Below are 23,794 nucleotides of genomic sequence, written 5' to 3'. Positions count from 1 at the left end.
CGGGCACTGGCGTCGGCGGGATCTCTCTTGTTCGGATTCGCGATGCAGGAACAGGGCATTATGGCGTCAGCTGGATTGACAACGGCATGTCCTCCGGTCCCGGCCTAGCTTCATCCTACTCCATTCGGTTCAGGGAATTCTACGGCGGGCCAATTACGGTGTGGCCGGATGTGTGGGGCAGCGTTGCTTCTCCTTCATTGACGCACAACTATGGCGCGTACGGGCTTGCGTTAGTATGGCAGGGAGCTTCGTCGGTGTATCTTGCACAACGGCTGTCGGGCATTTGGTATGCAACAAGCTCTCTCGGTGCAGGCACGACACCCTCCGTGAGTGTACCGCAATGGGGCGCCGCCGGTGGCACATCGGACATCGTGCTCTCACGTGGCATCATAGGTGCGCCGTATGCCATTCAACGCGCACAAATATCCTATGCCAGTGATGAGGAGGAAGGAGATGGAATTGCCAGCGGTAAGGAAGACAAGGGTGCCCGTTTTTCTCCGAACGGGTTTAGGGCGGCACGTGAGGGACGCGGCGGGTACATCGAGTTTCCGAACGGCTCTATGAACATCGTGTTGCTCTCGGCAACCGTCGACGGAGTACCGCTGCAGTTCCCGTCGCTCAAAGACTCGATTGCAGTAACGAACAGAAGGCAGATCGATTCGGCAGCAACAACTCTACCGCTGAACGGCGTCGGTATGTTGGAGGCAACCCTGTTATACAAGACAAAAGGGATCATACCCTCGGGTGCTCAAGTTGCTTTCGAAATCCGTGATGCCTCTTCGGGTTCTCTCTTGCAGAAGGTGAGAATATTCCAAGGCAGGGAAGATACGGTAGTGACCTTCCACGTTTCCCTGAACTACACCGGCAGACTTGTGACAATCGGGCTCGCGTCGGCCAACATGAGTGTGGCAAGACGCTTCGTGCTGGAACAATGGCTCTTACCCGAAGAGAATGAAAATACCCAAGGTTCAATGCTCGCGAAAGCAAATGCAACTCCGGCATTACCGACGGTGTTCGCGCTGCGTGCGAGCTACCCGAACCCGTTTAATCCTTCAACAACCATCAGCTATGATCTCCCGGAAGTCGCTGATGTTTCGTTGGTTATCTATGACGTAGTAGGAAGGGAGGTTGCTGAAATTGTTCATGGCACACGTGCTGCGGGTTACCACTCTGCTACATGGAATGCGTCAAGCGTCGCGAGCGGTGTGTATTTCGCCCGCTTCGCAGCAACTGATGGCAGCGGAAATATTCGGTTGAATAAGGTGAGCAAGTTGGTACTGACGAAATAGAGAAATACATCAATCGTACTAAGCTAACGGGCGAATCACACGGTTCGCCCGTTGCGTTTTCCGCAGTCACGTCTGCCGGCATGTTCGGCATCCGTTTGCAATTCACCCCTCCGTCCGTTATTATCCACAAGATCATTTTCTGCATTTCGTCAGCTTTGCAACACATGTACTCTCCCCTCAACGATTTCCATCCCACCGTCCGGCGGTGGTTCGAGAAAACATTCGGTGAGCCGAGTCCGCCGCAGGTACAAGGCTGGCCGAGCATTTCCTCGGGCAAGCACACGCTCATTCTCGCACCGACGGGTTCGGGCAAGACACTCGCCGCGTTTCTCTGGGCAATCAACCATCTCGTTGAGCAACATCTCGCCAAAGAACTTCCGCCCGGCGTTCGCATTCTCTACGTCTCTCCTCTCAAAGCGCTCAACAATGACATTCAGCGAAATCTCGAATTGCCTCTTGAGGGAATAAGACAAGAAGCCGAAGCAGATGGCTTGAAACTCCCGGCTATCACTACCGCAGTCCGCACCGGTGACACGCCGCAGCATCGCCGCTCCGCGATGATCCGCAAGCCTCCTGATATTCTCATCACCACGCCGGAGTCGTTGTACTTGATGCTCACATCGAAGCAGGCACGCAAAATCTTCACCACTGTTCAATATGTGATTGTAGATGAGATTCACTCCGTCTGCAACAACAAGCGGGGCGTGCATCTCTCGCTTACGTTGGAACGACTGCAGCAAGTTGCTCAACAAGATTTCGTACGCATCGGGCTATCTGCGACACAACGTCCGCTGGAAGACATTGCGGCATTCCTCGGCGGCCAGATGTGGAACGGCAGCGAGATGCTTCCTCGTCCCGTAAACATCGTGGATGCGGGACAGAAGAAGCAGATGGACTTGATGGTGGAATGCGCCCCGCCCGACTTCTCCGACCTCCCCGCCGAAAGCGTCTGGCCGATGGTGTTCACGGAAATTCTGCAACTGATTCTTCTCCACAAAACAACTCTCATCTTCGTGAACAACCGGCGGCTTGCCGAACGTGTCGCAGCAAAACTGAATGAAATGCTGACGGGAGAAAATAATGAGGGGGCAAGCGCGGGACGGGCGTTCAATATGTATGCAGTGCCGATGGCTCTCCCAAATCCCAAATCTCAAGTTCCAAGCTCCAACCAATTCGCAATTGGCAATTCGCAATCCGCAACCCCACCGATTGACAATCCGCAATCCGAAATCCGTAATCCTCAATCCGTAATCCCTAGGAACGACCTTGTGCAGGCCTACCACGGCTCGATGTCGAGAACTGCACGCGAGCAGATGGAAGCCGAACTCAAAGCCGGCAACCTCCGCTGTCTCGTCGCAACGTCGTCGCTTGAACTCGGCATTGATATCGGCAGCATTGACCTCGTCATTCAACTGCAGTCGCCGAAGGGTGTTGCCCGCGGGTTGCAGCGTGTCGGGCGGTCGGGACATGTGATTGCCGCGACGAGCAAAGGGAGAATCTTCCCGACATTCCGCGAAGATTTAGTCGAGTCGGCGGTGGTGTCACATGCAATGATGCAGCATGATGTCGAGTTCACGAACATCCCGAAAGATTGTCTCGACGTTCTCGCCCAACAGATCGTTGCAATGGTGAGCGTTGAAGAATGGCACGTTGACGAACTCTTCTCACTCATCAAACAATCATATTGCTATCGTGACTTGTCCGGGAAGCTATACTCCGGCGTTCTCAACATGTTAGCAGGCCGCTACACGAACGAGATGTTCCGTGAGCTTCGTGCCCGCATTTCGTGGGACAAGGTGAACAACACGCTCCGGGCATTGCCGGGCAGTTCGCAGCTTGCCATCACCAGCGGCGGCACGATTGCCGACCGCGGCTACTTCGGCGTGTATCTCGAAGACGGGAAAACAAAAGTCGGCGAAGTTGATGAAGAGTTTGTGTACGAAAGCCGCGCAGGCGACACGTTCATTCTCGGCTCAAGCGTCTGGAGGATGTTGGAGATTGATGCTAACAGAATCACGGTTGCACCCGCTCCCGGCATGCCTGCACGGATGCCCTTCTGGCGCGGCGAAGGAATCGGCAGAAGCTTCGAGCTGAGCATCAAGGTTGCGGACTTCAGAAAAGAAATGAGTCACCGCGTTGACTCGCCCGACTGCCTGAAGTGGCTGCAAACAGAATTCCCCGTTGACTCGAAAGCGGCGTGGAACATCGAGCAGTATTTTCTCAAACAGAAGAACATCACCGGCGTCGTGCCGCACAGCGAGTTGTTGGTGATTGAAGGATTCCGGGACGAGGTCGGCGACCCGCGCATCGTCATCCATTCTTCGTTCGGCAGAAGAGTGAACGGATTGTTGGGACTTCTCTTCTCGCGCCGCCTCCAACAACTCATCGGTACGGAGCCGCAGATGCTGTACAACGATGACGGCATTCTGCTCCGCTGTCCCGACGTCGACGAGTTGCCTCTCAATCTTGCCGACAATCTCACGTTGAGCGAGGCTGAGGATATCGTTCTTACCGACCTTCTCTCCTCTCCCCTTTTCGGCGGACAGTTTCGCATGAACGCCGCCCGCGCATTGCTCATGCCGAAGATTGCGCCGGGCAAGCGCACACCCCTTTGGTTGCAGCGGTTGCGCGCAAAAGACCTGCTGCAAATCGCCCGGCAATTCAACGACTTCCCCATCGTGATTGAGACGATTCGGGATGTGCTGAATGACGTTCTCGACTTTGAGCATTTCAAAGAAATCGTACAGAAGATTGTTGTAGGGAGGATTCGGGTCGAGTCTGTTCACACCGAAGTCCCTTCGCCGTTCGCCGCAAGTCTTCTCTTCGACTTCATTCAAGTCTATATGTATGAATGGGACGAGCCGAAGACGGACAGGATGAGCCGTTACCTCGAAGTCAACCGCGAGCTTCTGTCCGAAGTCGTTGACCTCGACTCGATGAGCGAGATGCTTCGTCCTGAAGCGATTGAAACCGTCGAGCGGCAATTGCAGCACGCCGCCGAAGGCTACAAAGCCCGCTCGCCCGAAGAGTTGTTGGAGATTCTTCTTCGTGTCGGCGATCTCTCCGAAGAAGAAATCAAAGAGCGGATTGTTGAGGGCGACCTGTCGATGTTGTACGAGTTGGAAAAGAACGGCCGCGCAATACGGATGAACTTCCCTTCCGGCACACGATGGATTGCCGGCGAAGAGGATGATCTCTATTCTTATTCAGATTCGGAACAGAATCAAACGGCAATCATCAGACGCTATCTTCAGAGTCACGGACCTGTTTCTTCGCAAGAACTCACTGCCCGCTACGGATTCAAGCATGAGAATGTGAGTGACCTTCTCACAAAGTTGGCAACCGCGAAGGAAATCATCGAAGGGAAATTTAAGGCTGCGGGTCAGTCTTCCGGAATGCAGTTCGTGTACCGGACGAATCTCGAACGCATTCACCGCCAAACCATCACGATTCTCCGAAAGGAAATCCAACCCTCTTCCATCGCTGAGTTCACCAACTTTCTTCTTCATTGGCAGAAGCTTCATCCCTCAACTCAAGAAATCGGAGCGGAAGGCGTTCAGAATGTGTTGGAACAATTCCAGGCTCTTCCCCTTCCGGCGGAGGCTTGGGAGAGAGAGATTCTGTTCAGACGAGTCAAGAACTATTCACGAGAATCGCTTGCGTCGCTGACCTCGGCGGGAACAATTGTCTGGACGGGCGGCGGGCCGGGAAAGCTCAAGTGTATTGTTCGGGGAGAAGGCTCGGCGTTTCTCGAACAACTCTCGCCTGAGTTTGAAGCCGGACTTGCGGAAGCCTCTCGCCGCATCCTGACGTATATTCGGGCAAACGGCGCTTCGTTTCTGCACGACATTCGAAGCGGCACGCATCTTTCGCTCGACGCCATCAACAACGGCATCGCCGAATTGTTCTGGAACGGCCTCGTTACCAACGACGTGTTTGCAGAACTTCTCGCCGTCAAACGCTTTGCAAAGCCGGGCGAAGAGAAACCGTTGGAGCCGATTGACCTCGTAACAGGAAGACGCAATCCGTACAGATTCAAAGCAATGCAATCGGTACGGCGGGCGTTAAAGCAGGTGCCGGGCTGGAGCGGCAGATGGTCGCTTGTTCATCTGCCGGGCGTGTTGGGGGCAGAGTTGACGTTGGAGGAAAAAGCCGAGGCGCAGGCGGTTTTGCTGTTGAATCGCTACGGCATACTCGCAAGAGAATTCTACAAGCGAGAGGAACTTCTTCCGTGGGGGATGATTGCAGCGCAATTGCAGCGCATGGAAATGCGGGGAGAAATCCGGCGCGGATATTTTGTGGAGGGATTGTCGGGAATGCAGTATGCGCTTCCCGCCGCCGTCGAATCGCTGAGGAGAATGCGAGCCGGAGTTGCCGGAGATGAAGAAGCGATTCTCGTCAACGCATGCGATCCGGCCAATCCCGCGGGAGTCGGCGGCTTCTCCATCGAGCCTCAACCCTCCCGCATTCCGTCGAACTACATTGCGTTTCACCGCGGAACGCCCGTTCTCGTGATTGAAGGCAACGGCGCACGACTTCACACAATTGGTGAACCCGCAACCGGTGTTGTTACTTCTGCATTGAAGCAGTTCATCTCACTCATCAAACTTCCCGACGGACTTCGTCCGTTCAAAGAGATCGTTGTTGAGCACTGCAACAGCGAGAGACCTGCTGCAAGTCCCCTTGCCCCGTTGCTCGCCTCGTTGGGATTCCGCCGGGATGTGAACCAGACGATGCGGTATGATGGGTATGCGTAGCATCGTGCCTTGCTTTTCGTTGCTCGTTTGGTTAGGATAATCCGGTTCCTTTTCATACCACAAGCAAACAGATGTGAGAGTACAGATTATCCGGCGCGGGGGGCAGTCCGGGAACATACTGCGCGCCATCCTCGCGGCAGGATTCTTCGTCGTCTTCTCTACTCTCCCTGCCCAGACGTTTCACCGCATCTCGGTCGAGCGCGGGCTTCCTCATTCCGATGTCAATGCCATTCTGCAGGATAGCCGCGGCTTCATCTGGTTCGGCACGAGCGGCGGCCTTGCACGTTTCGACGGCTATGAGTTCACCATCTTCAAGCACAATCCCGCCGATACCAACTCCCTGTCGGATGATGCCGTCCTTGCGCTGTGTGAAGACGGCGACGGCAATCTTTGGATCGGCACGTTCAGCGGCGGACTGAACAGGCTTTCCCTCTCGACAGAAAAAATCCAGCGGTTCATCCATCATCCATCCGACTCGAACAGCATCGCCTCGAACCAAATCAAAGCAATCTGCCGCGACGCTTCCGGCAATCTTTGGATCGGGACGTGGTTCGACGGATTGAGCAGGCTCGACCTTTTGACGGGACGGTTCTCGCATTTCCGCCATGACCCGTCGGACCCAAACAGTCCCGCCGACAACAACATCCGCTCGCTGGTGGAGGACAAATCGGGACGGCTCTGGATCGGGACCGCAAACGGCGGCCTGAGCATGCTCGACCCGACGCGTACACGATTCACACGGTTCACGCACAATCCTTCCGACCTCTCATCTCTGAGCAACAACGGCGTCAAAGCATTGTTTGTCGATGCCGACGGATTCGTTTGGGCGGGCACCGACAACGGCCTGAACAGATTCGACGAGGCTCGCGGCACGTTTACACGCTTCTCGCCTCAGCGATCTTCTGCCCAATCTGCCTTTCCTGTTTATGCGATGGGCGAAGCATACACAGTAATGAAAAGGACGTTCTGGATTGGAACGCAAGGGATGGGCGTGTTCCGCTTCGATCCGCTGAAGGGAACGTTTGCCCGATCCGTTGCCGACGCAGCACAAACTTCAAGCCTCAGCAGTGATGTGATTCGCTGTATGTTCACCGACAATGCGGGAGGTTTGTGGATTGGAACGGAAGGGGGCGGCGTCTCGAAACTGAACACCGAACGTCAACAGGCAATCCGTCACTTGCGTCACGATGCTGTGCAAGACGGGGGCATAAGCAAGGGAGCCGTCTGGTCGGTTGCCGGAGACGCAAGCGGAACACTCTGGGTCGGGACATTCGGCGGCGGGCTGGATGCCGTGAACATGCGAACCGGCGCGGTCAAACGATTTCGGAACGAGCCCCGCAATCCACACAGTCTGCCGGAAGACAACGTCAGCGCGCTCCGCATCGACCGGAACGGAAACCTGTGGGTAGGAACAGCAAGCAGTGGACTCGCAATGCTCGATCAAAGAACGAACCGCTTTGCGATATTTCTCTCCATCGAACTGTCGGGCGAAACTATCAGCAGCAATGCGATTGATGAGATACTCGAAACTTCGGATGGAATGCTGTGGATTGCGACTTCGACCGATGGTGTTCATTCAGGCGGACTGAATATGTTGAACCCCGCAACGGGAAGATTCCGTCAATTCAAAAACAATCCCGCCGACTCGGCAAGTCTGAGCAGCGACCGGGTGAGCACGTTACTCGAAGACAGCAAAGGAATTTTGTGGATTGGAACCGAAGGAGGCGGATTGAATGCGTTGAACCGTTCGACCATGAAATTCGCCCGCTACTTCAACCATCCCTCTGATCAAAACAGCATTTCGAACGACAGAGTGTATGCAATTGAAGAAGATGTTTCGGGAAGAATCTGGGTTGGAACGGCAAACGGCCTGAACAGCCTCGACCCTGCCACAGGGCGCTTCACACGCTACTTCCGAAGCGACGGATTGCCTTCGGATTACATTCGTTCTATTCTCCGTGACTCGCGCAAGAACTTCTGGCTTGTGACAACACGCGGCATCTGCAAATTCAATCCGCAACGCAAGTCGTTCATCACCTTCGATTCGAACGACGGATTCTTGAGTGATGATTTCACTGATGCGCATTTCACCGGGGCCGACGGCACGTTCTATCTTGGAAGTCAACACGGGCTCAGCTACTTTCACCCTGATAGTCTTATTGAGAATGGCAATCCGCCGCCGGTAGTGGTTTCTGCTTTCAACATCTTCGAAAATCCGTATGCGGCATTCTCGGCGGGAGAACGGAATCCTTCGTTCACGTTAGGCTATAACGAGAACTTCCTTTCGTTCGTCATCTCCTCCCTCGATTATACCAATCCTTCTCGAAATCTCTACGCGTACAAGATGGAGGAATTGGACCACGAATGGGTGAAGTCGGGAACACGCCGCTATGCGAGCTATCCCGCTTTGCAGCCCGGCACGTATGTGTTCCGCGTAATCGGCTCGAACAATCACGGCGTGTGGAACACGGAAGGAAGCAGTATCACCATCACCATCAATCCCCCATGGTGGCAAACATGGTGGTTCCGGTTGCTCGCAGCAGGCGTGTTGATCGGCATCGGCGCGGCAATCTACAACTACCGTGTTGCAAAACTGTTGGAGATGGAACGGATGCGTGTCCGCATTGCAAGCGATTTGCATGACGATATCGGCAGCAGTCTGAGCAGCATCGCCATGATCACTGACGTCGTCCGGCGGCGATTGCCCGAAGAGACGAAAGACTCCGGCCATCTTGCTACCGCAACATCCGCCGCCCGCAGCGCGGCCGATGCGTTGCGCAACATCGTCTGGGTGAACCCCGAACATGACGTTAGATGCAACGATTCTGAAGATGAAGATACCGCGTCACGCTCCTCGCGGGCCGAATACACGTTCAGAAACGCTTAGACGGGCAGACCGGCCACAAGATTCTCGGCGCGGAGTTCCGGCACAATCTCCTGATGATTTTCCGCGAGATTCTGAACAACACCATCAAACACGCGAAGGCTTCCCACATCTCCATTTGCGTTCAGATTCAGAAAGAGATTTTTCTGCTGACGATTGCCGATGACGGAGTCGGGTTTGATGAAGAGAAGATTAAGAAGGGGCACGGACTCGACAACTTGCGCCGCCGTGCAGAGAAATTGGGCGGAAAAATCAATATCATGAGTTCGGTCGGGAAAGGCACCACGACGGAGCTTTCGTTCAAAATACCGTAATCGCGGTATGCGTTTCCGCTCAGGAATGAGTTCATTAGTTCACTGTTCGTTTCACTTTTCAGGAGCAAGTACAATGAGAGCTTCGCTTGTCGTTCTCCTTCTCGCAGTTGCGTCAACCACGCTCATCGCCGTCGGCTGTACGCCGGCAGAGCAGCAGCCAACACCGGGACAGCTTCAGGTTACGTTCCCGCTCAGCACGCGCCAGATTCTTCCCGATACGACAATCCGGAAGGAAGTGAAAGGAATCGGGTTGTTGCTTGTGGTGGTCGAAAATGGCCATCTCAACATCAAAGCAGGCGGCCAGCTCCCGCCGACAATCGGCTGGGGGATTTACTCGTCCCGAAGCGGCAACATGAGGAGATCGAATCTTGAAACCCCGGAACGTCACCGGACATTCACGTTCGCCTCGAATACTGTTGCGGTGGGCGGACCGCCTGTTCTGCAGGTTCAGAATGAAGACGGCTTGCCCCACATCCGTTGGGTTGAGGTTGCAAACTTTGCAGAAGGTGGTGATACAACAGGAGTGTACGTCGGAATCCCGACTGAATAAATGTGTACAGCCAATTACACAGATTCACACAGATAATGTTCTGACATGGCGGCAGCAAAACGACAATTCATCAATACCATTGATACCATCAGCCTCTGGGTTGTTGAAGATGATGAATTTTTCAGAACGGCGATCTGCTCGCTTCTCGGCGATACGCCGGGCTTCGAGTGCAAACAGGCATTCTCGTCTGTAGAAGAAGCATTGAAGGCGCTGGAAGATGAGTACGCGCCCGAAGTGGTATTGATGGATATAGGGCTGCCGGGCATGAGCGGCATCGAAGGAGTGAAACGGATCAAAGCCATCTCCCCTGCAACCGACATCATTATCATTACCATCAAGGAGGGAGATCAGGAAGTGTTCAATGCGATCTGCGCCGGGGCAAACGGCTACTTGCTGAAGAATGCAATGCCGGAGGAGATTGTGCAGGCGGTGAAGGAAGTGGTTGGGGGCGGCGCTCCAATGAATGCGCAAATTGCGCGCAAAGTGCTGACGATGTTCACCAAATTCACCGTCCCCGAAGCCGACTACGGCTTGACGACGCGTGAGAAGGAAATCCTCAAGCTTCTGATTGACGGCCTCACCAAAAAGCAAATCGCCGACAAACTCTTTCTCGCCTACTACACGATTGACACGCATATGAAGAACATTTACGAGAAAATGCAGGTACACTCGCGCAGCGAGGCAGTGGCAAAGGCGTTGAAGGAAAAGTTGTTGTGACAAAAAAGCCCGGCAAGAACCGGGCTTTTTTGTGCGTTCCAACCGAACTTCTCAAGGATCTTAATCACATCCCGTGGGCGAAGCAGAGGAATCGGGGGCATTAGACCACAACCTCAACTTGTCGAGTCATAACAGTGAGTGGCATGCCCATTTCTGCACGGACTTCAAGGCACTCTTTGATCGCATCCTGAATGTTGCGCTGCGCTTCGTCTTCCGTTTTGCCCTGACTTATGCAACCTGGAATTGCGGGGCATTCAGCTATATACACGCCATCTTCGTCGCGGGTAATTGTTACAGTAAACTTCATTTCGATCCTCCTTGCACAAATATCGCTGAACGCTGGGAAAGAAGCAATCAGTTCCTTTCACTGGAGAAACCAAAGCCCGGCTCGCCTGTAAGTGGGTGCCGGGCTTTTATTCGTACCTACCAGAGAGATTTGTGTAGGGACACGACTCCGTCGTGTCCCCCAATCCCAAAAACTCAAACTCACTTCATCAACATCAACTTGGCGATCGTCGAATACCTGTTGAGTCCTTTTGCATCCGATACATTGAAGCGGACGAAGTAAACGCCGCTCGCGAGATTCCCCGCCTGCCACACAACCGAACGATATCCCGCATCGAACTGACCGTTGGCAACTTCCGCCACTCTTCTTCCCAACACATCAAACACAACGAGTGAAACGTGAGACGCCTCCGGCAAATCGAAGTTGATGGTTGTGGAGGGATTGAACGGATTGGGATAGTTCTGACGCAGCGCGTACGTTGCGGGAATGCCCGTCCGTTCGGGAACTCCGGTCGTAAAATCCACCGACACGGGAATCAGCACAGTTGCCTGCGCCGTATCGTTCGAGGTCACCACGATATGCCCCGAATAGGGCCCTCCTGCCGGATCGAGATATTGCGTTACGACTTTCACCGTATGATCGCTGCTGAGACCGCCTCCCAGCGTATCGCCTTGCGCATTCGTCACGGTGATGAACTGGCCGCTCGTTGTAACAACGGCGCCCCGATAGAAAGCCGTCGTAGTGCTGCTGATGGTGATGCTCGCCGGCGGCGGATATGAGGCGGTGAACCCCGACAACGCAGTCCCGAACCCGACCGGCGTTGCCGATGACGTGCTGTTGTAATACGTTATGCTTCCCTGCCATCCCGCCCCGATCAAATAGTATTTGCCCGAATCAAGTTGAACACTTATTGGCCCCGAACCAAAGAAGCCCGTGCCCGTCCCCGAAGTTACCGGAGGCCCGTCGAAGATGCGGGTGTATGAACCGGTCGGCGTGCTGCTTTCATACACGGCAAAGCGCATTTGCGTAGATGTGCCAATGACGTGATATGATTTGATTTCCTTCAGCGTCGTCCGGCGTGTGGCTTGGTAGCGGTTTCCCCGAACCAAATTCGATCCACTGAACGTCGAAGCCGAAGTCCCGACGGGATCCTCGAGAAGTCCCCCGATGCCGCCGGTGATGCTGAGACTGTATGCAAGCTGGCTTGTTGAAATGCCGGTGTTGCTCACCGTCAGAGTCCGTGTTGCGCTGTCGCCGTGCGAGATATTCAAAATGATGGAGGGAGGATTGACGCCAACCGCCGGGGGCGGAGTTGAGGCCAGGGTAATATTACGAGTATACGTGGTTGAATCGTGAGGCACCTGAACCGTGTCGATCGTTGTGAAGAATCCCAATTTCGTGAAGCGAATCCTGTACACGCCTGTATCCTGCAGAACGAACCGGAAGAATCCCCGCTGGTTCGTCTTCACGGTGATGCCGGTGGTGATATTCTCCACGGACACATCCGAAAGAGTGTCACCTGACGCATTAACAACCGTCCCCTCGATGCGGGGATTGGCGACAGAGATTTGCTGGAAAGCCGCCCAGAGATCAATAAAGCCGTTGCCGTACGTGTTGTCCTCCCCAACAACGCCGTAGTCAATTGCGGTGTTGTAGAGAACTTCCTTCAACTCCGAGCAGGTGAACGCGGGATTTGCGCTGCGCAACAGAGCCAATGCACCCGCGACATGCGGCGATGCCATTGATGTTCCGGAGAGATTGCCGTACGAAGTGCCCGCAAGCGCCGAGCGGATGGTAGTGCCGGGGGCTACCACTTCCGGCTTGACTACGGTGTTGTCGCATTTTGACGGGCCGCGGCTGCTTGTACTCGAGATAACCCAAGGCTGTGCCGTTGTGGTGTTCAGATTTCCGACGGCAAAGAAGTTCACGTTGGTGGTGATTCTGTTCTTCGGGGGAGTGATCGTCGAAGCGCCGGAGCCTGCATTCCCTGCCGACCAGATTACCGCCGTACCCATCGCCTCAAGCGCATCAACGGCAGCCCAATAGCCCGCCGCGCCGCTGCATTCGGTGGCGCTCACGTTCGGGTCTTGATAGGAATTCGAAATCACATCAGGAACGTCATCGGACGTGGCAAGATTGCTGTCCGGATCGGCTGCCCATTGGAACGCCTTCAATGTGTAGCTTGTGTGCGGACTGAATCCGACGTCGATCGTCGGCGAAGCAATCCATAACGCGCTTGGCGCAACACCAATCGTGTCGGCAGTAACGGGATCGAGTCCCATCATAATGCCCATTGTGTGCGAGCCGTGTTTCGTGGAGCCGTAATCAAGCGGCACAGATGACGCTGGCACTCGCTGGTCGTGCCATGCATGATACCACAGCACGCCGGGCTGATTTCCGCGCCAACGGGATGCAAGCGCGGGATGTACGCCATTGACGCCCGTATCGATGTTCATAACAAGCGTTCCCTGTCCGGTATATCCCAAATCCCACAACCTGTTCGCATTGATTGCGCGCAGGTTTGGCTCTGCCGAGCCGGGCGACGAGGGCGAGGCGGGCGATGAATCAACCGGTTCATCAAGTTGCAGCAACCCGTCTTCAAATATCATCTCAACATCTGTCCGCTCCGCCAACTCGTACACAGCCTGCTTCGTTGCCGAGGCAAATACCATATTCACAATCCACATCGGCTCGTACTTGATGATGCTTCCGGCGGATTGTCGTGCCGCGAGATGCTGGAGGATGGGGCCTTGCGTTGCCGCGGCTTTTTGCTGGAGGGCCGTCACAACTTGCACGTGCCGTACTTCTTTGGATGCCCGCGCTGCCTTGAACGCATCTCCCATTGTATTTACATCAACCTGATCGGCGAGGACGATGATGATGGCGACGGGAGTTGTTTCGTCGAGATGAGCAAGTTTTTCAGCGAGCAGCGGATCGAGACGCTGCAACGGCTGGGCGTTCGCCACACCCAGCGTAAAGAGGATAACGAAAGAGTAGATGATAGATTTCATTCGTGATTCCTTATGTTTTGTAGTGATTGAAAGTGATCTGCTGATTCTTACGTCGTCTTGAAATTCCCAACCTCACGCTCTTCAATCGTGAGGGACTCGCATTGCCAGTCCAATTCAGCGTATGCTTCGCCGTAGGCGGATTTGAACGCTTCCCACGATTCCCCATCCCTCCAACGATCAATCGTTACGTAAATGGAGGGATCTGTTGCTGACTGCACAAGCTCGGTTTCAATATAACCTTCCGCCCGACGAAAGAGCTTTGCCCACTCGCCGTTCGGGCCGTACACATCCACAAATTCAGAGACCTTTTGCGGGTTCGGACGGAATTGCCAGATGCGCAGGTACGTTGGGTTGACCATTATACTGATTGCGTCAATGAACATTTTTGACCAATACCACATATCGTGAAGTAACTGCTCACTTCACGCGGGGAGGAGCGCCTCCGATTGCCTTTTGCTATTGAAAAGGGTTAGGCCTTTGCCCTAATGCCTTTCGTTCTTGGGTAGACCAAATCTATTGCTCTCGCTAATTCCGGAGTCTTGCGAGTTTTGATAGACTCCAAATACGCCAAGAAAGCGTTCCAATTTGTTTTGGCAAAGAACTTGACCCCATACTTTGATTGAAGTTCAAGGCGTTCGTCGGTCACAAGGGGTAGCATCGCTGCATCCACAAACATTGCGTCACAGTAAGGCGCATAGGCTGCAATGAAATCCATGTCAAAGAACAGACCTTGCAAGCGGTCAATGGCCTTCTCTGGATTTGAGAACTGGCCGGTTTTGACCCTGTCTCGGAGAACTGTTATGATACCCGAAGAAATGTACTCATACGGTACGCGCGCATAGTACTGGGATGCAAAGAAAGTCTGAGCAATGAGTAGCGGGTTTGCCCCTTTCTCATCTTCAAGATGCCGAACCATGTTCTCAACAATCTGGGAGTCAATGGGTGAATTGTAGATTGCGGAAAGGTCACCCGATGCCAACCGATTCCACTTCTGAAGATAGAGTTGTATGTAACCGTTGCCGCCCGAACGGAGTTCGTATGCCTGATGGTCTTCAAAACTCATTTCGCTTTTTCTCCATTTTGGGAATAGGCCCACTAAGCCCGTGACCGCTTCGTCTTTGAGCTTGCGCGTAAGTTCCACGTTGTCAGGTTTGCCGCCTGTGTCAATCCAGAAGTAGTCATCCCAGACGTTTATATCATCAAGTGCATCCTCGCGGGAAATGGGGAAACTAGCCGTATCCTGGGAGAGGTATCTTGTGAAGCCTCGCATAATCTGATCATGCTTGACCCTATAAGTTGGTTCAAAGGCCTGACCTCTCGATGTTCTTTTGATGAACTTCCAAAGTTCGTCAGCCCGTGAGTCCCTCCATTGGTGGGTTTCGGTCTCATGAACAGAGGACATTGGACAAACGATCAACTGGTTATGAGCTAGCTCTGAGATCAGTTCAACACAGTCAACGAATTCGGCGACTTTTGAGCGAAATGCATGTGAAAGAAAGAACTGGTCGAGGTAAATAACTAACTTTGACAGTTCTGGCAGATACAGTTGCTGCGAGTATTCACATCGCATGCAACCACGTGTAAGCGTCCGTCGGTTTATGAAAACATTTCCGAAAGATGCTGGGGCATGACATTTCGGACAGTCCCCAATGATTTTTGTGACTAGCATTTCATGGTTATCGCATAGACCCCAAAGGCCTACCATTTGATTATCCTGCAACCCCTTAGCGGCATTGCAGCCTCAATACCTTACCAATCCTCCCTCAAATAATCAACAAAAAACCTCAATTTACCGTACTCGCGGTATGTTCTTCCCTCCTTCTCAGACCTATCTTTGCATAAGGATTATCAACGGAGACATCATGCACAACACATTCCTGCCGGCAAATCTGCCGCACAAAGAGCGGGTGCTCATCAGCATCCTGATTGAAGTCGAGATGGAATTTCAGGCGTGGTTCGCGGTAACCTACAGCCGCAATCTCGATGAGGAACTCATCATCAGTTGCCAATAGATTCGAATACCGTATCGGCGGCATGGTTCGGGCCTCTTCGTGAGGCTATATTTGTGCCGCACAAGTAACCCAACTATATCAATCACAAGATTTGCAGGGAGGATGTATGGCAACCGAACACGAAAACCCCAACGCGCTGACGTGCTGCCCGGAACTGGAAACCGATGCCGCATGTGACTCGCTCGATTTCCACTACCGGCTGAAGCATACGACACGAGTCGTCGCCAACGGGCGGCCTGTTCAGGTGGAGGTGGCAATTCACGCACGAATGGAACGCTGCCCCGGCCCGATGGCGCTTGGCGATCTGGTGTACAGCACCACGCTGTTGCCCGGTGAGAAGGTACGGCTGTTTACCTCGGATCGCCGGACCCGTTTTTCGTTCGACAGTGAAAGCAAACTGAGCTACCGCAACGAGCAAACGTCCGAGTCGCGGTACTACATGGCAAGCATGCACGACTTCATGTCCGACATTTCCGTGCGTGACCAATCGAGCGCCAGCAGCAGCAGCCGCGGCTCGTCGAAAGGACATCTCGGCACAAGCGGAGCAATTCAGAGCTTCTTCGGCGGCGCTTCGGTGGATGTCAGCGGCTCGTACGAGGCATCGTCAACGAGTTCGTTCATCAGGGAATTGTCACAGCACGTTTCGTCATCCGACCGCCGGGCCGAGATGGGAACCCGTGCGGCAAGCTCGGTTTCCGTGGGCGAAGTCTCAAGCCGGACGCACCAGGAGGGCGAGTCGGAAGATCATTTTGAATCGGCCTCGCGTGAATTCACGAACCCGAACAAATGCCATGCAATCACCTACTTCTTCTACCAAATCAACAAAACGCAGATTGTCCGCTTCAAGCTGATTGCCATCGAGCGCCGCGTGATTGACCCTGCCGCCGACACGAGAATCACGAACAACCAGTTCCTCGCCGACGGTGATGTGGGAACGATTCCGAACGCCGTTCTGGCAACATCCGAAAACCGCCTGAAACTCGAAGAACTCGGCCGGCAAAGTGAAGCTGCCAAGCTCAGGCTTGCAACCGGCAGGCAGATTTTTGTAGGCGAATTGCAGCCGATTCCCGAAAATCTCCGGCAAGAAGCCCTGAACGAGGTTGATGCAAATCTGAGAAAGCAGGGATTGATTGCGGCCAACGGCAAAATCTCCGAGCGGATTGTGCGGGAGTTTTCGTTCGAGCGGAAGAGTTCGCTGCCGACTCCGGGTATGATCGTAAAGGGATGTCTTGATGAATGCGACACATGCGAAGACAGCGTTGCAAAGGGAATCGATCTTGACCTCGAACGGAAGCATCTCGAAAACGAACTTCTGAAGAAGAAGATCGAATTGCTGGAAAAATCCCAGGAATACCGCTGCTGCCCATGCCCTGAAGAAGAGGAAGAGCAGCCGGCATAGCTGTGACGTGATGGCGCGTCGGGCTTTGGTGGGATAAGCCCGGCGCGCCGAAGGGTTTTACCGCGAATACGGTATGGTGACAAAGCACAGGAATCGACATCTTGCAACATGGAATTTTACTGGTTTGTGTTGGCAGTTCTTTCCGTCTGGCGCCTGACGCACTTGCTTCAGGCCGAAGACGGCCCTTGGGATGCGGTAGTTCACCTGCGCCGGGTAGCCGGAAACGGGTTCTTCGGAAAGTTGATGGATTGTTTCTACTGCTTGAGTATTTGGATTGCGATCCCATTCAGTTGGTGGCTCGCCGGAAGCTGGAGCGAAGGTGTGATGTTGTGGCTATCGCTTTCGGCGGGCGCTATTATTCTTCAACGCGTAACTCATAAGGAGATGTGACAATGGCGTGTTGCGGCAAACAACGGAGACTGCTTCAGAAGTCTGCAACAGCTCAACCTGCAGATGCCCGTTTGATACAACCCTGGCCCCCGAAGAAGAGCATTGTGCTGTTCGAGTACAATGGAAACTCAAGCCTGACAGTGCATGGATTTGTTTCGGGAAAGAGGTACTGGTTTGAGCGGCCGGGACATGTCGTAGAAGTGGATGAGCGGGACAGGAACCTGCTGCTAGCGATGCCAAGCCTGAAGCAGCTCTGAAAATACCCCAAACGCGGTATGCCCGAAAGCAGTTTGGTAACGTATATTGAAGGAAAGATTTAAGGAAGATCATGAAAACACTATTTGCATTGTCGTTATTCACGCTTGCTGTTGCAGCCGAAAAGGTGCTTCGGACACGCACAACGCCGCCTGTACAGGCGAACGGCACGAAGGGGGAATTGCCATACGAGCCCAAGCGCTACGACATCGATGATTTGATTCTGCAGTAACGAATCTCTCCACAACGACGACTCGTTTCCGACTGCCTTCGGGCAGAGAGCATCTGACCAACGCTCAAGGGCGAGTCGTCTTGCCTTTCATTTCTTGACCCGAAATCTGTTATCTTTCGAGTAATTGATATTCGAAGGATACACCATGAAACCTCCCGAATCGTGCACGAGCAGGGATGACAATGAGTCATCGCTCCGGTCGCGGGGAGGTTTTTTGCATAGTACGGTCATCCGCACTTTGCAGTACAACGGTACGTGCCGGGGAAAAATCACCACATCAACCAACAACTACTGAGGAGGAGTTATGAACTCCAATCTCAACGTGAAGCAATGGGCCATTGCTACAGTGGCGGTGTTTGTTGTCATGTCCGCGATCCAATACATCATTCACGGGGTTCTGTTGTCCGATTGGTACGCGGAGTACTCCCACTACTGGCGCTCGCCGGAAGACATGATGAGTCGCATGCACTGGATGTATATCGGGTATGCCCTGTTTTCTGGGTTGTTCTGCTATATCTTTGCCCTCGGGCATGAAGGCAAGCCGGGGATCGGGGAAGGACTTCGCTACGGCGCGCTGATCGGTGCGCTGGTCGGTTTTCCGAAGATGTTCCTTGATCATGCTGTGTTCTATTATCAGGGGAAAGTCATTATTGCGTGGGGGATCAGCATGTTTGTCTCATGCATATTGCTGGGTATTCTTGCGGGAATGATCTACAAAGGCGGCAAACAAACCGCATCATAACTGCTGCCCGAACCTGCGTCCTCGTTTCCGGGCAAACCAAACGGGAACTTGAAGAGAGTGAATTGAAAAGCCCCGATCCTGCAATCAGAATCGGGGCTTCGAAAAACTGCTTCAGCGTGCTATTTGGCTATTTTCTCCAGTGTACGCAGGGAGTGATCCATTTGCTGCCGCGTGAGCGCCTGATGGATGGGAATTTCGAGCAGCTTGCCTGCAAGCTCTTTCGTTTTCGGCAGCCCGTCAACAAACGGAGCTTCGGGCCATCCCGCTCCGCACATTGTGCCGCTGTATAGGAGAGCCTCCCTGAGTTCGTTGCGTTTGCCGTTGTGGACGAGGAAGGGCAGACTGTATGGCGTGCAACCGTCGGGCAGAGTCTTGTTCACAAGTTCCAAGTGAGGCAAGTCGGGAAACCGTTCCTGAACGTAGTTGTAATTCTCTCTTCGTTTCTGAACAACTTTTTCGAGATTCACATGCTTCAGTCTTTGTTCCGTAAACGGCGACAACATCTTGACGTTGAGTGTCTGTTTCGGCGTACTCCAATCCATGTAGCCGGTAGGATCAGGTTTCACGACGTGAAGGGGATCTTTCCCGCCAGTAAGCCGGACGTAAACATATTTCGCCCGCTGCTTCATGTATTTCTGAACTGAGAAACAACTCTTCACACGCCACTCGTGGTTTGGCCGGAAGTCGCTGAACTGCTCGCCAAGACGAAGGAACCCTCCTTCAGAATACAAGAACATCTTTCTCATACTGAACAGCGCAAAGTCGCCGTAGTTGCCCAACAGCTTCCCTGCATACTCCGCCCCGACAGAAAGGGCACAATCTTCAATGAGATACACGCCTTTGCGTTTTGTCAACTCGGAAATTTCACGGATCTGATTCGGAAAGCCGAAGTAGTGAACGTAGAACACTGCCAGCGTGTTGCCATCTATCAAGCCCTCGACCTGCTTGAGATCGAACGTGCATTTCCCGAATACCTCATAGAACTTGACTTCGAATCCCGCTGCGAGGGCTGTCCGGTACAGCTTGGCGGGAATATATGCGGGGAGAACAATATTGGGCGTTGGTTTTTCCGAACGCCGCGCGATGTAGTCGAGCAAATCCTTCATCGCATTGCTTGCGTTGGCGTACAAGTACGACGAGCCGCCTAATGACCTCTGATATTCGTGAAACGTCATGCTATTCCTTTGTGTGAGTGTGGCCCGGATGAATCCGGACCGGAATCTGATATCTTCTGTTGCCCGTTCGTTTGACGCTTGTCGGCTGACGGCAAATGTGTGGCACGCGCCGGGTCTTTGGCTTTCAGCATTCCGTCGGCCACGTTCCGCCTGAAGCGCGTTTTAACGTGCCGGACGATCTCTGCAGAGAAGATGCCGTGTTCCCGCAACACGACTTTGAACAGCAACCATTCCCGAGCGGAACGCCGTTGCAATGAACGCAGAAGCAGGTCGAGCTTGTAACGGAGTTCAGGACGGAGCGAGTGGGGATTGTACATGAGAATCGCCCAATTCGGAATATCTTTCGCGTCCAACTCGTATTTGTATTGCTCGGTGCCGCGCATGAAGTCGCACACCTTCTTGCCGCGCTTCACCGCTTCTTCCATGCAGAACGCCGTCAACACCCGCCCGGGGGAAAACTTGAACACATCGCTGCGATTGGCGTTGCCGGTAAGATATACTGCCAGATCATCCCGAAACAGAAAGCAATACAGGGAGGCGGCAAGAGTTCCGTTCGCCCGCAGAAAAGCCAGCAACAGCCAGCCGCGGCGTGCAAATAATCCGGCTACCTCGCGATGAAACTTCCCTGTTTGCGATTCGGCAAACACGCCGCTGTGCCCGTCGTTCTGCCATTTGCTCTGATGCAAGGCAATAAATTCATCCATCTTGCGGCCTGCATCTTCTTCCTCCGTTACAGTTTCATATTCGACGGTGAAATTCTTCTGGATGTTCCGGGCACGCCGCCGGATTTCCCTGCGATTATCAATCTTGAACGAAGCAAGCGTTTCTTCCCACGTTCCCAGCAATGTGGTACGCGGGCAGTACTCGTTGATGAAGTGTTCTCCCCTGAAGTGTCTGCGCTTGAGTGCTTCATACAGGCAGGCGTGACTGACGGATCTGTCCGTCAAATCCTCAAGATGAATCACATCGAACAGATGCTTTGCTTCAGCAAGATACGAAGCGACTCGTTCCGCACATTCCGCTTCTTCCCCTCTGGGAAAAAGAACATTGAGATAGTCCGATGGCCCCTGAGCAAGGAACGACAAACGCCGGTGGCCCACGATGCCCAGTGTGCGTACGCGTTCGACAAAGAATGGGGCGATGCCGCCTACCTCGCCGTCACGACGGACAACAATCAGGTGAAGCGTCGCGTCGGAATTCACTTCCCCGAAATGGTTCCACCACGTCCGCTGCCATTCGAACGTTTGATACACGGATGCTTCACAGCGTTCGAGAAGCGTGTTCCATTCGTTTTCAAGCGCATCAAAACCGCGGGAGTCTGTGACAATGTCCAGCGAGACCGTTCCGGACCCGCGAACAACTGTCGGGATAGTATCCCCCCCAACTATTTCAATTGATACCATTCAGAATGTGTGTGTAGTACCGAAAGCAGTATTCCAACCGGATTGCGCTACAAGCGAGCAGCCACCGGCTCGCCCGTCTTCATCATCTCCACGAAATCGGCAAAGAGGTAGTCGCTGTCGTGCGGACCGGGCGAGGCTTCCGGGTGATATTGTACCGAGAACACAGGAATCTTCTTGTGACGAAACCCTTCGTTGGTTCCGTCATTCAGGTTCACGTGCGTAACGTCAAGTATGTTCGGGTCGAGTGTTGCTGGATCGACGGCAAATCCGTGATTCTGCGATGTGATTTCTATTCTTTGCGTGAGAAGATTTTTGACAGGATGGTTTCCACCACGATGTCCGAACTTCAGTTTGAACGTCTTTGCATTGAACGCAAGCGCAAGCAACTGATGTCCGAGACAAATACCGAAAATCGGTTTCTTGCCGATTAGTGTTTTGAGATTCTGAATTGCTTTCTTGACGGCAGCAGGATCTCCCGGCCCGTTCGACACAAAAATGCCGTCGGGATTCATGGCAAGAACCTCTTCGGCAGGATGAAGAGCCGGAACAACTGTCACATCACAGCCGTAGCTCGTCAAGCGGCGCATGATATTCTGCTTGATGCCGCAATCGTACGCAACAACCTTGAAGCGCTTCCCGTTGGTCGAGCCGTTGGTGATTGGTTTGAGAATGAAGGGAGTTTTATCCATTTCATCCCACTTGTACGGTTCCTTGCAGGAAACGACCCTCGTCAAATCGAGGCCCGTCATTTCCGGCGCGCCCTTCACCTTCATCATCAACCGCTGATCATCCATGTCCGCGGTCGAGAGAATGCCGCGCATGGCGCCGAACGTTCGTATCATTCTTGTGATCATTCGGGTATCAAGTCCCTGAACGGCCACAACATTGTGCCGTTTCAGCCACGAACCGAGACTTTCCGACGCGCGGAAATTGCTGTGATAGTCGAAGTATTCCTTCACAATAACGCCGGCAACCTGGGGCACAGGAGATTCCACATCATCCGCATTGATGCCGTAGTTACCGATGAGTGGATAGGTCATCGTGACAATCTGGCCTGAATACGAAGGATCGGAGAAGATCTCCTGGTAGCCGGAAAGGCTTGTGTTAAAAACAACTTCCCCTGTGGTTTCCCCTTCGGCTCCGAATGCTTCGCCGGACAGAATTGTGCCGTTTTCGAGTGCGAGTTTTGCTTTCATTGTGGCTCAATATAGGAAAGTAGAGATCGGTATACAACTGCGAAAAATCAGGCTCAAAATAGAAAAAGTGACGATAACAGCATGTGATCTGCATCGTCACTTTTTGGTGACTATTTGGAACTTAACCGGCGGGAAAAACGGGCTACTACTTGAAAACAATCGAGCCGGGGAAGATTCCGACATTAAACGGCGGACGCTTCAACACACCTGCCGACGTATATGCCAGAACCTCTCCCGCTCCCCCACCGCTGACAACCTGCGAAACATACACATCCCCTGTCACATCATCCGCCTGCATTGAGTAGAAATAGATGGCATTCGAGATCCGGATGAAGAGTGAATCACCGACCGAAAGCGGATTCGTGCCAAGTCTCATAACGTGATCATAATGAAGAACATACAGCGTCTGATTTCTGACCGCAATATCGGAAGGCCCGTCGCCAACCGTTATCGAATCAACCACCGAGGCGTTGGATGCATTCAGAGCAAACACTTTCCCTTTGGCTGGAAAACTGTTCGCGCAAACCACATACACCCTGTTTCCGGAACTCACCATCGAACCTGCAGCCAATCCCACCCTAACTGAATCCACAACGGCGAGGGAATTGCCGTCCAACACTTTGACGATGTTGCTGAAACCGGGAAAGAAGCCGTAGTCGGAAATAAACACCCGGTCGCCATTAACAGCAATACCTCCGGGAAAAGTCACGATAGGGCTGCCAGTCCGGACTACAGTTCTGGTCGCAAGATTGACGAGTGAGACGGTGCCGTTGTAGTTTGCCACGTAAGCTCTGGTGCTGTCAACAACAGCGAGATAGCCCGGCCCGCTGCCGGAGGGCAACGCAATCGAGTCGAGCGCCTGAAACGTTTCCGCGTTGCGTATGTAAATCTTGTCTCCGCCATTCACGACAACATACAATTTCCCACCAACCACCCGTCCGTCGTTCGGCGTAATCCAGCCCGCCGAGGGACCAATCACGGAAGCAAACACAGAGTCCTTCGAGATGTTGTAGAAACTCACCGATCCCGGATTCGGCCATGCCCCCTCGTTGATGATGAACACCCCCCTGTCGCTTTGTGGCGGCGGAGGGACGACCGGATTGTTGACGTTGTTGTTACGGCAACCCGGAAGAAGGGTCACTGCAAGAAGTGCGGCACAACAGAAGTTCTTGATCACGGCAA

General features: G+C 53.5%; 20 protein-coding genes. 12 read left to right on the top strand and 8 right to left on the bottom strand.

Going from position 1 to position 23,794, the window contains the following annotated elements:
• The 6 genes from KF749_12120 to KF749_12095 all read left to right on the top strand — a co-directional run.
• Nucleotides 1-1,289: T9SS type A sorting domain-containing protein (locus KF749_12120; GenBank protein ID MBX2991898.1), on the top strand; the 1,289-nt coding region annotated here is incomplete at its 5' end.
• A gap of 164 nt (nucleotides 1,290-1,453) precedes the next feature.
• Nucleotides 1,454-6,046: a DEAD/DEAH box helicase gene (locus KF749_12115; GenBank protein ID MBX2991897.1), complete on the top strand. Its 4,593-nt coding sequence runs from the start codon at nucleotides 1,454-1,456 to the stop codon at nucleotides 6,044-6,046.
• A 73-nt stretch (nucleotides 6,047-6,119) separates the two neighbouring features.
• On the top strand, nucleotides 6,120-8,933 hold the full coding sequence (locus KF749_12110) for a hypothetical protein (GenBank protein MBX2991896.1): 2,814 nt from the start codon (nucleotides 6,120-6,122) through the stop codon (nucleotides 8,931-8,933).
• 53 nt (nucleotides 8,934-8,986) lie between these two features.
• On the top strand, nucleotides 8,987-9,244 hold the full coding sequence (locus KF749_12105; GenBank protein MBX2991895.1) for an ATP-binding protein: 258 nt from the start codon (nucleotides 8,987-8,989) through the stop codon (nucleotides 9,242-9,244).
• 73 nt (nucleotides 9,245-9,317) lie between these two features.
• Complete coding sequence (locus KF749_12100) at nucleotides 9,318-9,794, top strand: hypothetical protein (GenBank protein ID MBX2991894.1); 477 nt, start codon at nucleotides 9,318-9,320, stop codon at nucleotides 9,792-9,794.
• A 45-nt stretch (nucleotides 9,795-9,839) separates the two neighbouring features.
• Nucleotides 9,840-10,511 carry a response regulator transcription factor gene (locus KF749_12095; GenBank protein ID MBX2991893.1) on the top strand — a complete coding sequence of 224 codons (672 nt, stop codon included), beginning with the start codon at nucleotides 9,840-9,842 and terminating at the stop codon, nucleotides 10,509-10,511.
• A gap of 100 nt (nucleotides 10,512-10,611) precedes the next feature.
• On the opposite strand, the gene KF749_12090 is transcribed toward KF749_12095, so the two are convergent.
• From KF749_12090 to KF749_12075, 4 genes are all read right to left on the bottom strand, one after another.
• Nucleotides 10,612-10,818: a type II toxin-antitoxin system HicB family antitoxin gene (locus KF749_12090; GenBank protein MBX2991892.1), complete on the bottom strand. Its 207-nt coding sequence runs from the start codon at nucleotides 10,816-10,818 to the stop codon at nucleotides 10,612-10,614.
• A gap of 179 nt (nucleotides 10,819-10,997) precedes the next feature.
• Nucleotides 10,998-13,808, bottom strand: coding sequence for a S8 family serine peptidase (locus tag KF749_12085; protein ID MBX2991891.1), 2,811 nt, complete (start codon nucleotides 13,806-13,808; stop codon nucleotides 10,998-11,000).
• Nucleotides 13,809-13,855: 47 nt separating this feature from the next.
• Nucleotides 13,856-14,167: an antibiotic biosynthesis monooxygenase gene (locus KF749_12080; protein ID MBX2991890.1), complete on the bottom strand. Its 312-nt coding sequence runs from the start codon at nucleotides 14,165-14,167 to the stop codon at nucleotides 13,856-13,858.
• A gap of 110 nt (nucleotides 14,168-14,277) precedes the next feature.
• Entirely contained in the window at nucleotides 14,278-15,378 is a 1,101-nt protein-coding gene (locus KF749_12075; GenBank protein MBX2991889.1) for a hypothetical protein, read from the bottom strand.
• Between the two features lie 292 nt (nucleotides 15,379-15,670).
• Here KF749_12075 and KF749_12070 point away from each other — a divergent pair, with 292 nt between their 5' ends.
• The 6 genes from KF749_12070 (at nucleotide 15,671) to KF749_12045 (ending at nucleotide 18,838) form a co-directional block, all read left to right on the top strand.
• Nucleotides 15,671-15,820 (top strand): hypothetical protein, encoded by a 150-nt coding sequence (locus KF749_12070; GenBank protein ID MBX2991888.1) that lies wholly within the window; start codon nucleotides 15,671-15,673, stop codon nucleotides 15,818-15,820.
• Between the two features lie 106 nt (nucleotides 15,821-15,926).
• A complete protein-coding gene (locus KF749_12065) occupies nucleotides 15,927-17,219 on the top strand; it encodes a hypothetical protein (GenBank protein ID MBX2991887.1) in 1,293 nt (430 codons plus the stop codon).
• A 108-nt stretch (nucleotides 17,220-17,327) separates the two neighbouring features.
• A complete protein-coding gene (locus KF749_12060; protein MBX2991886.1) occupies nucleotides 17,328-17,609 on the top strand; it encodes a DUF1360 domain-containing protein in 282 nt (93 codons plus the stop codon).
• Between the two features lie 2 nt (nucleotides 17,610-17,611).
• Nucleotides 17,612-17,866, top strand: a complete 255-nt coding sequence (locus tag KF749_12055; GenBank protein MBX2991885.1) for a hypothetical protein — start codon at nucleotides 17,612-17,614, stop codon at nucleotides 17,864-17,866.
• A 71-nt stretch (nucleotides 17,867-17,937) separates the two neighbouring features.
• The gene (locus KF749_12050) at nucleotides 17,938-18,096 is read left to right on the top strand and encodes a hypothetical protein (protein ID MBX2991884.1); all 159 of its coding nucleotides are present in this window, start codon (nucleotides 17,938-17,940) and stop codon (nucleotides 18,094-18,096) included.
• Between the two features lie 304 nt (nucleotides 18,097-18,400).
• A complete protein-coding gene (locus tag KF749_12045; GenBank protein MBX2991883.1) occupies nucleotides 18,401-18,838 on the top strand; it encodes a hypothetical protein in 438 nt (145 codons plus the stop codon).
• A gap of 119 nt (nucleotides 18,839-18,957) precedes the next feature.
• Here the strand turns inward: KF749_12045 and KF749_12040 are convergent, their stop codons facing one another.
• The 4 genes from KF749_12040 to KF749_12025 all read right to left on the bottom strand — a co-directional run bounded on the left by KF749_12040 (nucleotide 18,958) and on the right by KF749_12025 (nucleotide 23,789).
• Nucleotides 18,958-20,013, bottom strand: a complete 1,056-nt coding sequence (locus tag KF749_12040) for a DegT/DnrJ/EryC1/StrS family aminotransferase (GenBank protein ID MBX2991882.1) — start codon at nucleotides 20,011-20,013, stop codon at nucleotides 18,958-18,960.
• Nucleotides 20,010-21,416, bottom strand: a complete 1,407-nt coding sequence (locus KF749_12035; GenBank protein MBX2991881.1) for a GNAT family N-acetyltransferase — start codon at nucleotides 21,414-21,416, stop codon at nucleotides 20,010-20,012. The genes KF749_12040 and KF749_12035 overlap by 4 nt, the downstream gene beginning before the upstream one ends.
• Nucleotides 21,417-21,463: 47 nt before the next feature.
• A complete protein-coding gene (gene carA / locus KF749_12030) occupies nucleotides 21,464-22,612 on the bottom strand; it encodes a glutamine-hydrolyzing carbamoyl-phosphate synthase small subunit (GenBank protein MBX2991880.1) in 1,149 nt (382 codons plus the stop codon).
• A 145-nt stretch (nucleotides 22,613-22,757) separates the two neighbouring features.
• Nucleotides 22,758-23,789 carry a hypothetical protein gene (locus tag KF749_12025; protein ID MBX2991879.1) on the bottom strand — a complete coding sequence of 344 codons (1,032 nt, stop codon included), beginning with the start codon at nucleotides 23,787-23,789 and terminating at the stop codon, nucleotides 22,758-22,760.
• Nucleotides 23,790-23,794 lie beyond the last annotated feature (5 nt).

The sequence above is a fragment of the Bacteroidota bacterium genome, assembly GCA_019637975.1.
Lineage (GTDB): Bacteria > Bacteroidota > Ignavibacteria > UBA10030 > UBA6906 > CAADGV01.
This window is presented reverse-complemented; position numbering and strand designations above follow the sequence as displayed.

Bases quoted from the DNA above. Each gene is read 5' to 3' on its own strand.
- KF749_12050 (MBX2991884.1), top strand. From the start codon at position 17,938: ATGAAAACACTATTTGCATTGTCGTTATTCACGCTTGCTGTTGCAGCC.
- KF749_12115 (MBX2991897.1), top strand. From the start codon at position 1,454: ATGTACTCTCCCCTCAACGATTTCCATCCCACCGTCCGGCGGTGGTTC.
- carA (MBX2991880.1), bottom strand. From the start codon at position 22,612: ATGAAAGCAAAACTCGCACTCGAAAACGGCACAATTCTGTCCGGCGAA.
- KF749_12075 (MBX2991889.1), bottom strand. From the start codon at position 15,378: ATGCGATGTGAATACTCGCAGCAACTGTATCTGCCAGAACTGTCAAAG.
- KF749_12070 (MBX2991888.1), top strand. From the start codon at position 15,671: ATGCACAACACATTCCTGCCGGCAAATCTGCCGCACAAAGAGCGGGTG.
- KF749_12095 (MBX2991893.1), top strand. From the start codon at position 9,840: ATGGCGGCAGCAAAACGACAATTCATCAATACCATTGATACCATCAGC.
- KF749_12045 (MBX2991883.1), top strand. From the start codon at position 18,401: ATGAACTCCAATCTCAACGTGAAGCAATGGGCCATTGCTACAGTGGCG.
- KF749_12090 (MBX2991892.1), bottom strand. From the start codon at position 10,818: ATGAAGTTTACTGTAACAATTACCCGCGACGAAGATGGCGTGTATATA.
- KF749_12100 (MBX2991894.1), top strand. From the start codon at position 9,318: ATGAGAGCTTCGCTTGTCGTTCTCCTTCTCGCAGTTGCGTCAACCACG.
- KF749_12035 (MBX2991881.1), bottom strand. From the start codon at position 21,416: ATGGTATCAATTGAAATAGTTGGGGGGGATACTATCCCGACAGTTGTT.
- KF749_12080 (MBX2991890.1), bottom strand. From the start codon at position 14,167: ATGGTCAACCCAACGTACCTGCGCATCTGGCAATTCCGTCCGAACCCG.
- KF749_12055 (MBX2991885.1), top strand. From the start codon at position 17,612: ATGGCGTGTTGCGGCAAACAACGGAGACTGCTTCAGAAGTCTGCAACA.
- KF749_12105 (MBX2991895.1), top strand. From the start codon at position 8,987: ATGATTTTCCGCGAGATTCTGAACAACACCATCAAACACGCGAAGGCT.
- KF749_12085 (MBX2991891.1), bottom strand. From the start codon at position 13,808: ATGAAATCTATCATCTACTCTTTCGTTATCCTCTTTACGCTGGGTGTG.
- KF749_12060 (MBX2991886.1), top strand. From the start codon at position 17,328: ATGGAATTTTACTGGTTTGTGTTGGCAGTTCTTTCCGTCTGGCGCCTG.
- KF749_12040 (MBX2991882.1), bottom strand. From the start codon at position 20,013: ATGACGTTTCACGAATATCAGAGGTCATTAGGCGGCTCGTCGTACTTG.
- KF749_12065 (MBX2991887.1), top strand. From the start codon at position 15,927: ATGGCAACCGAACACGAAAACCCCAACGCGCTGACGTGCTGCCCGGAA.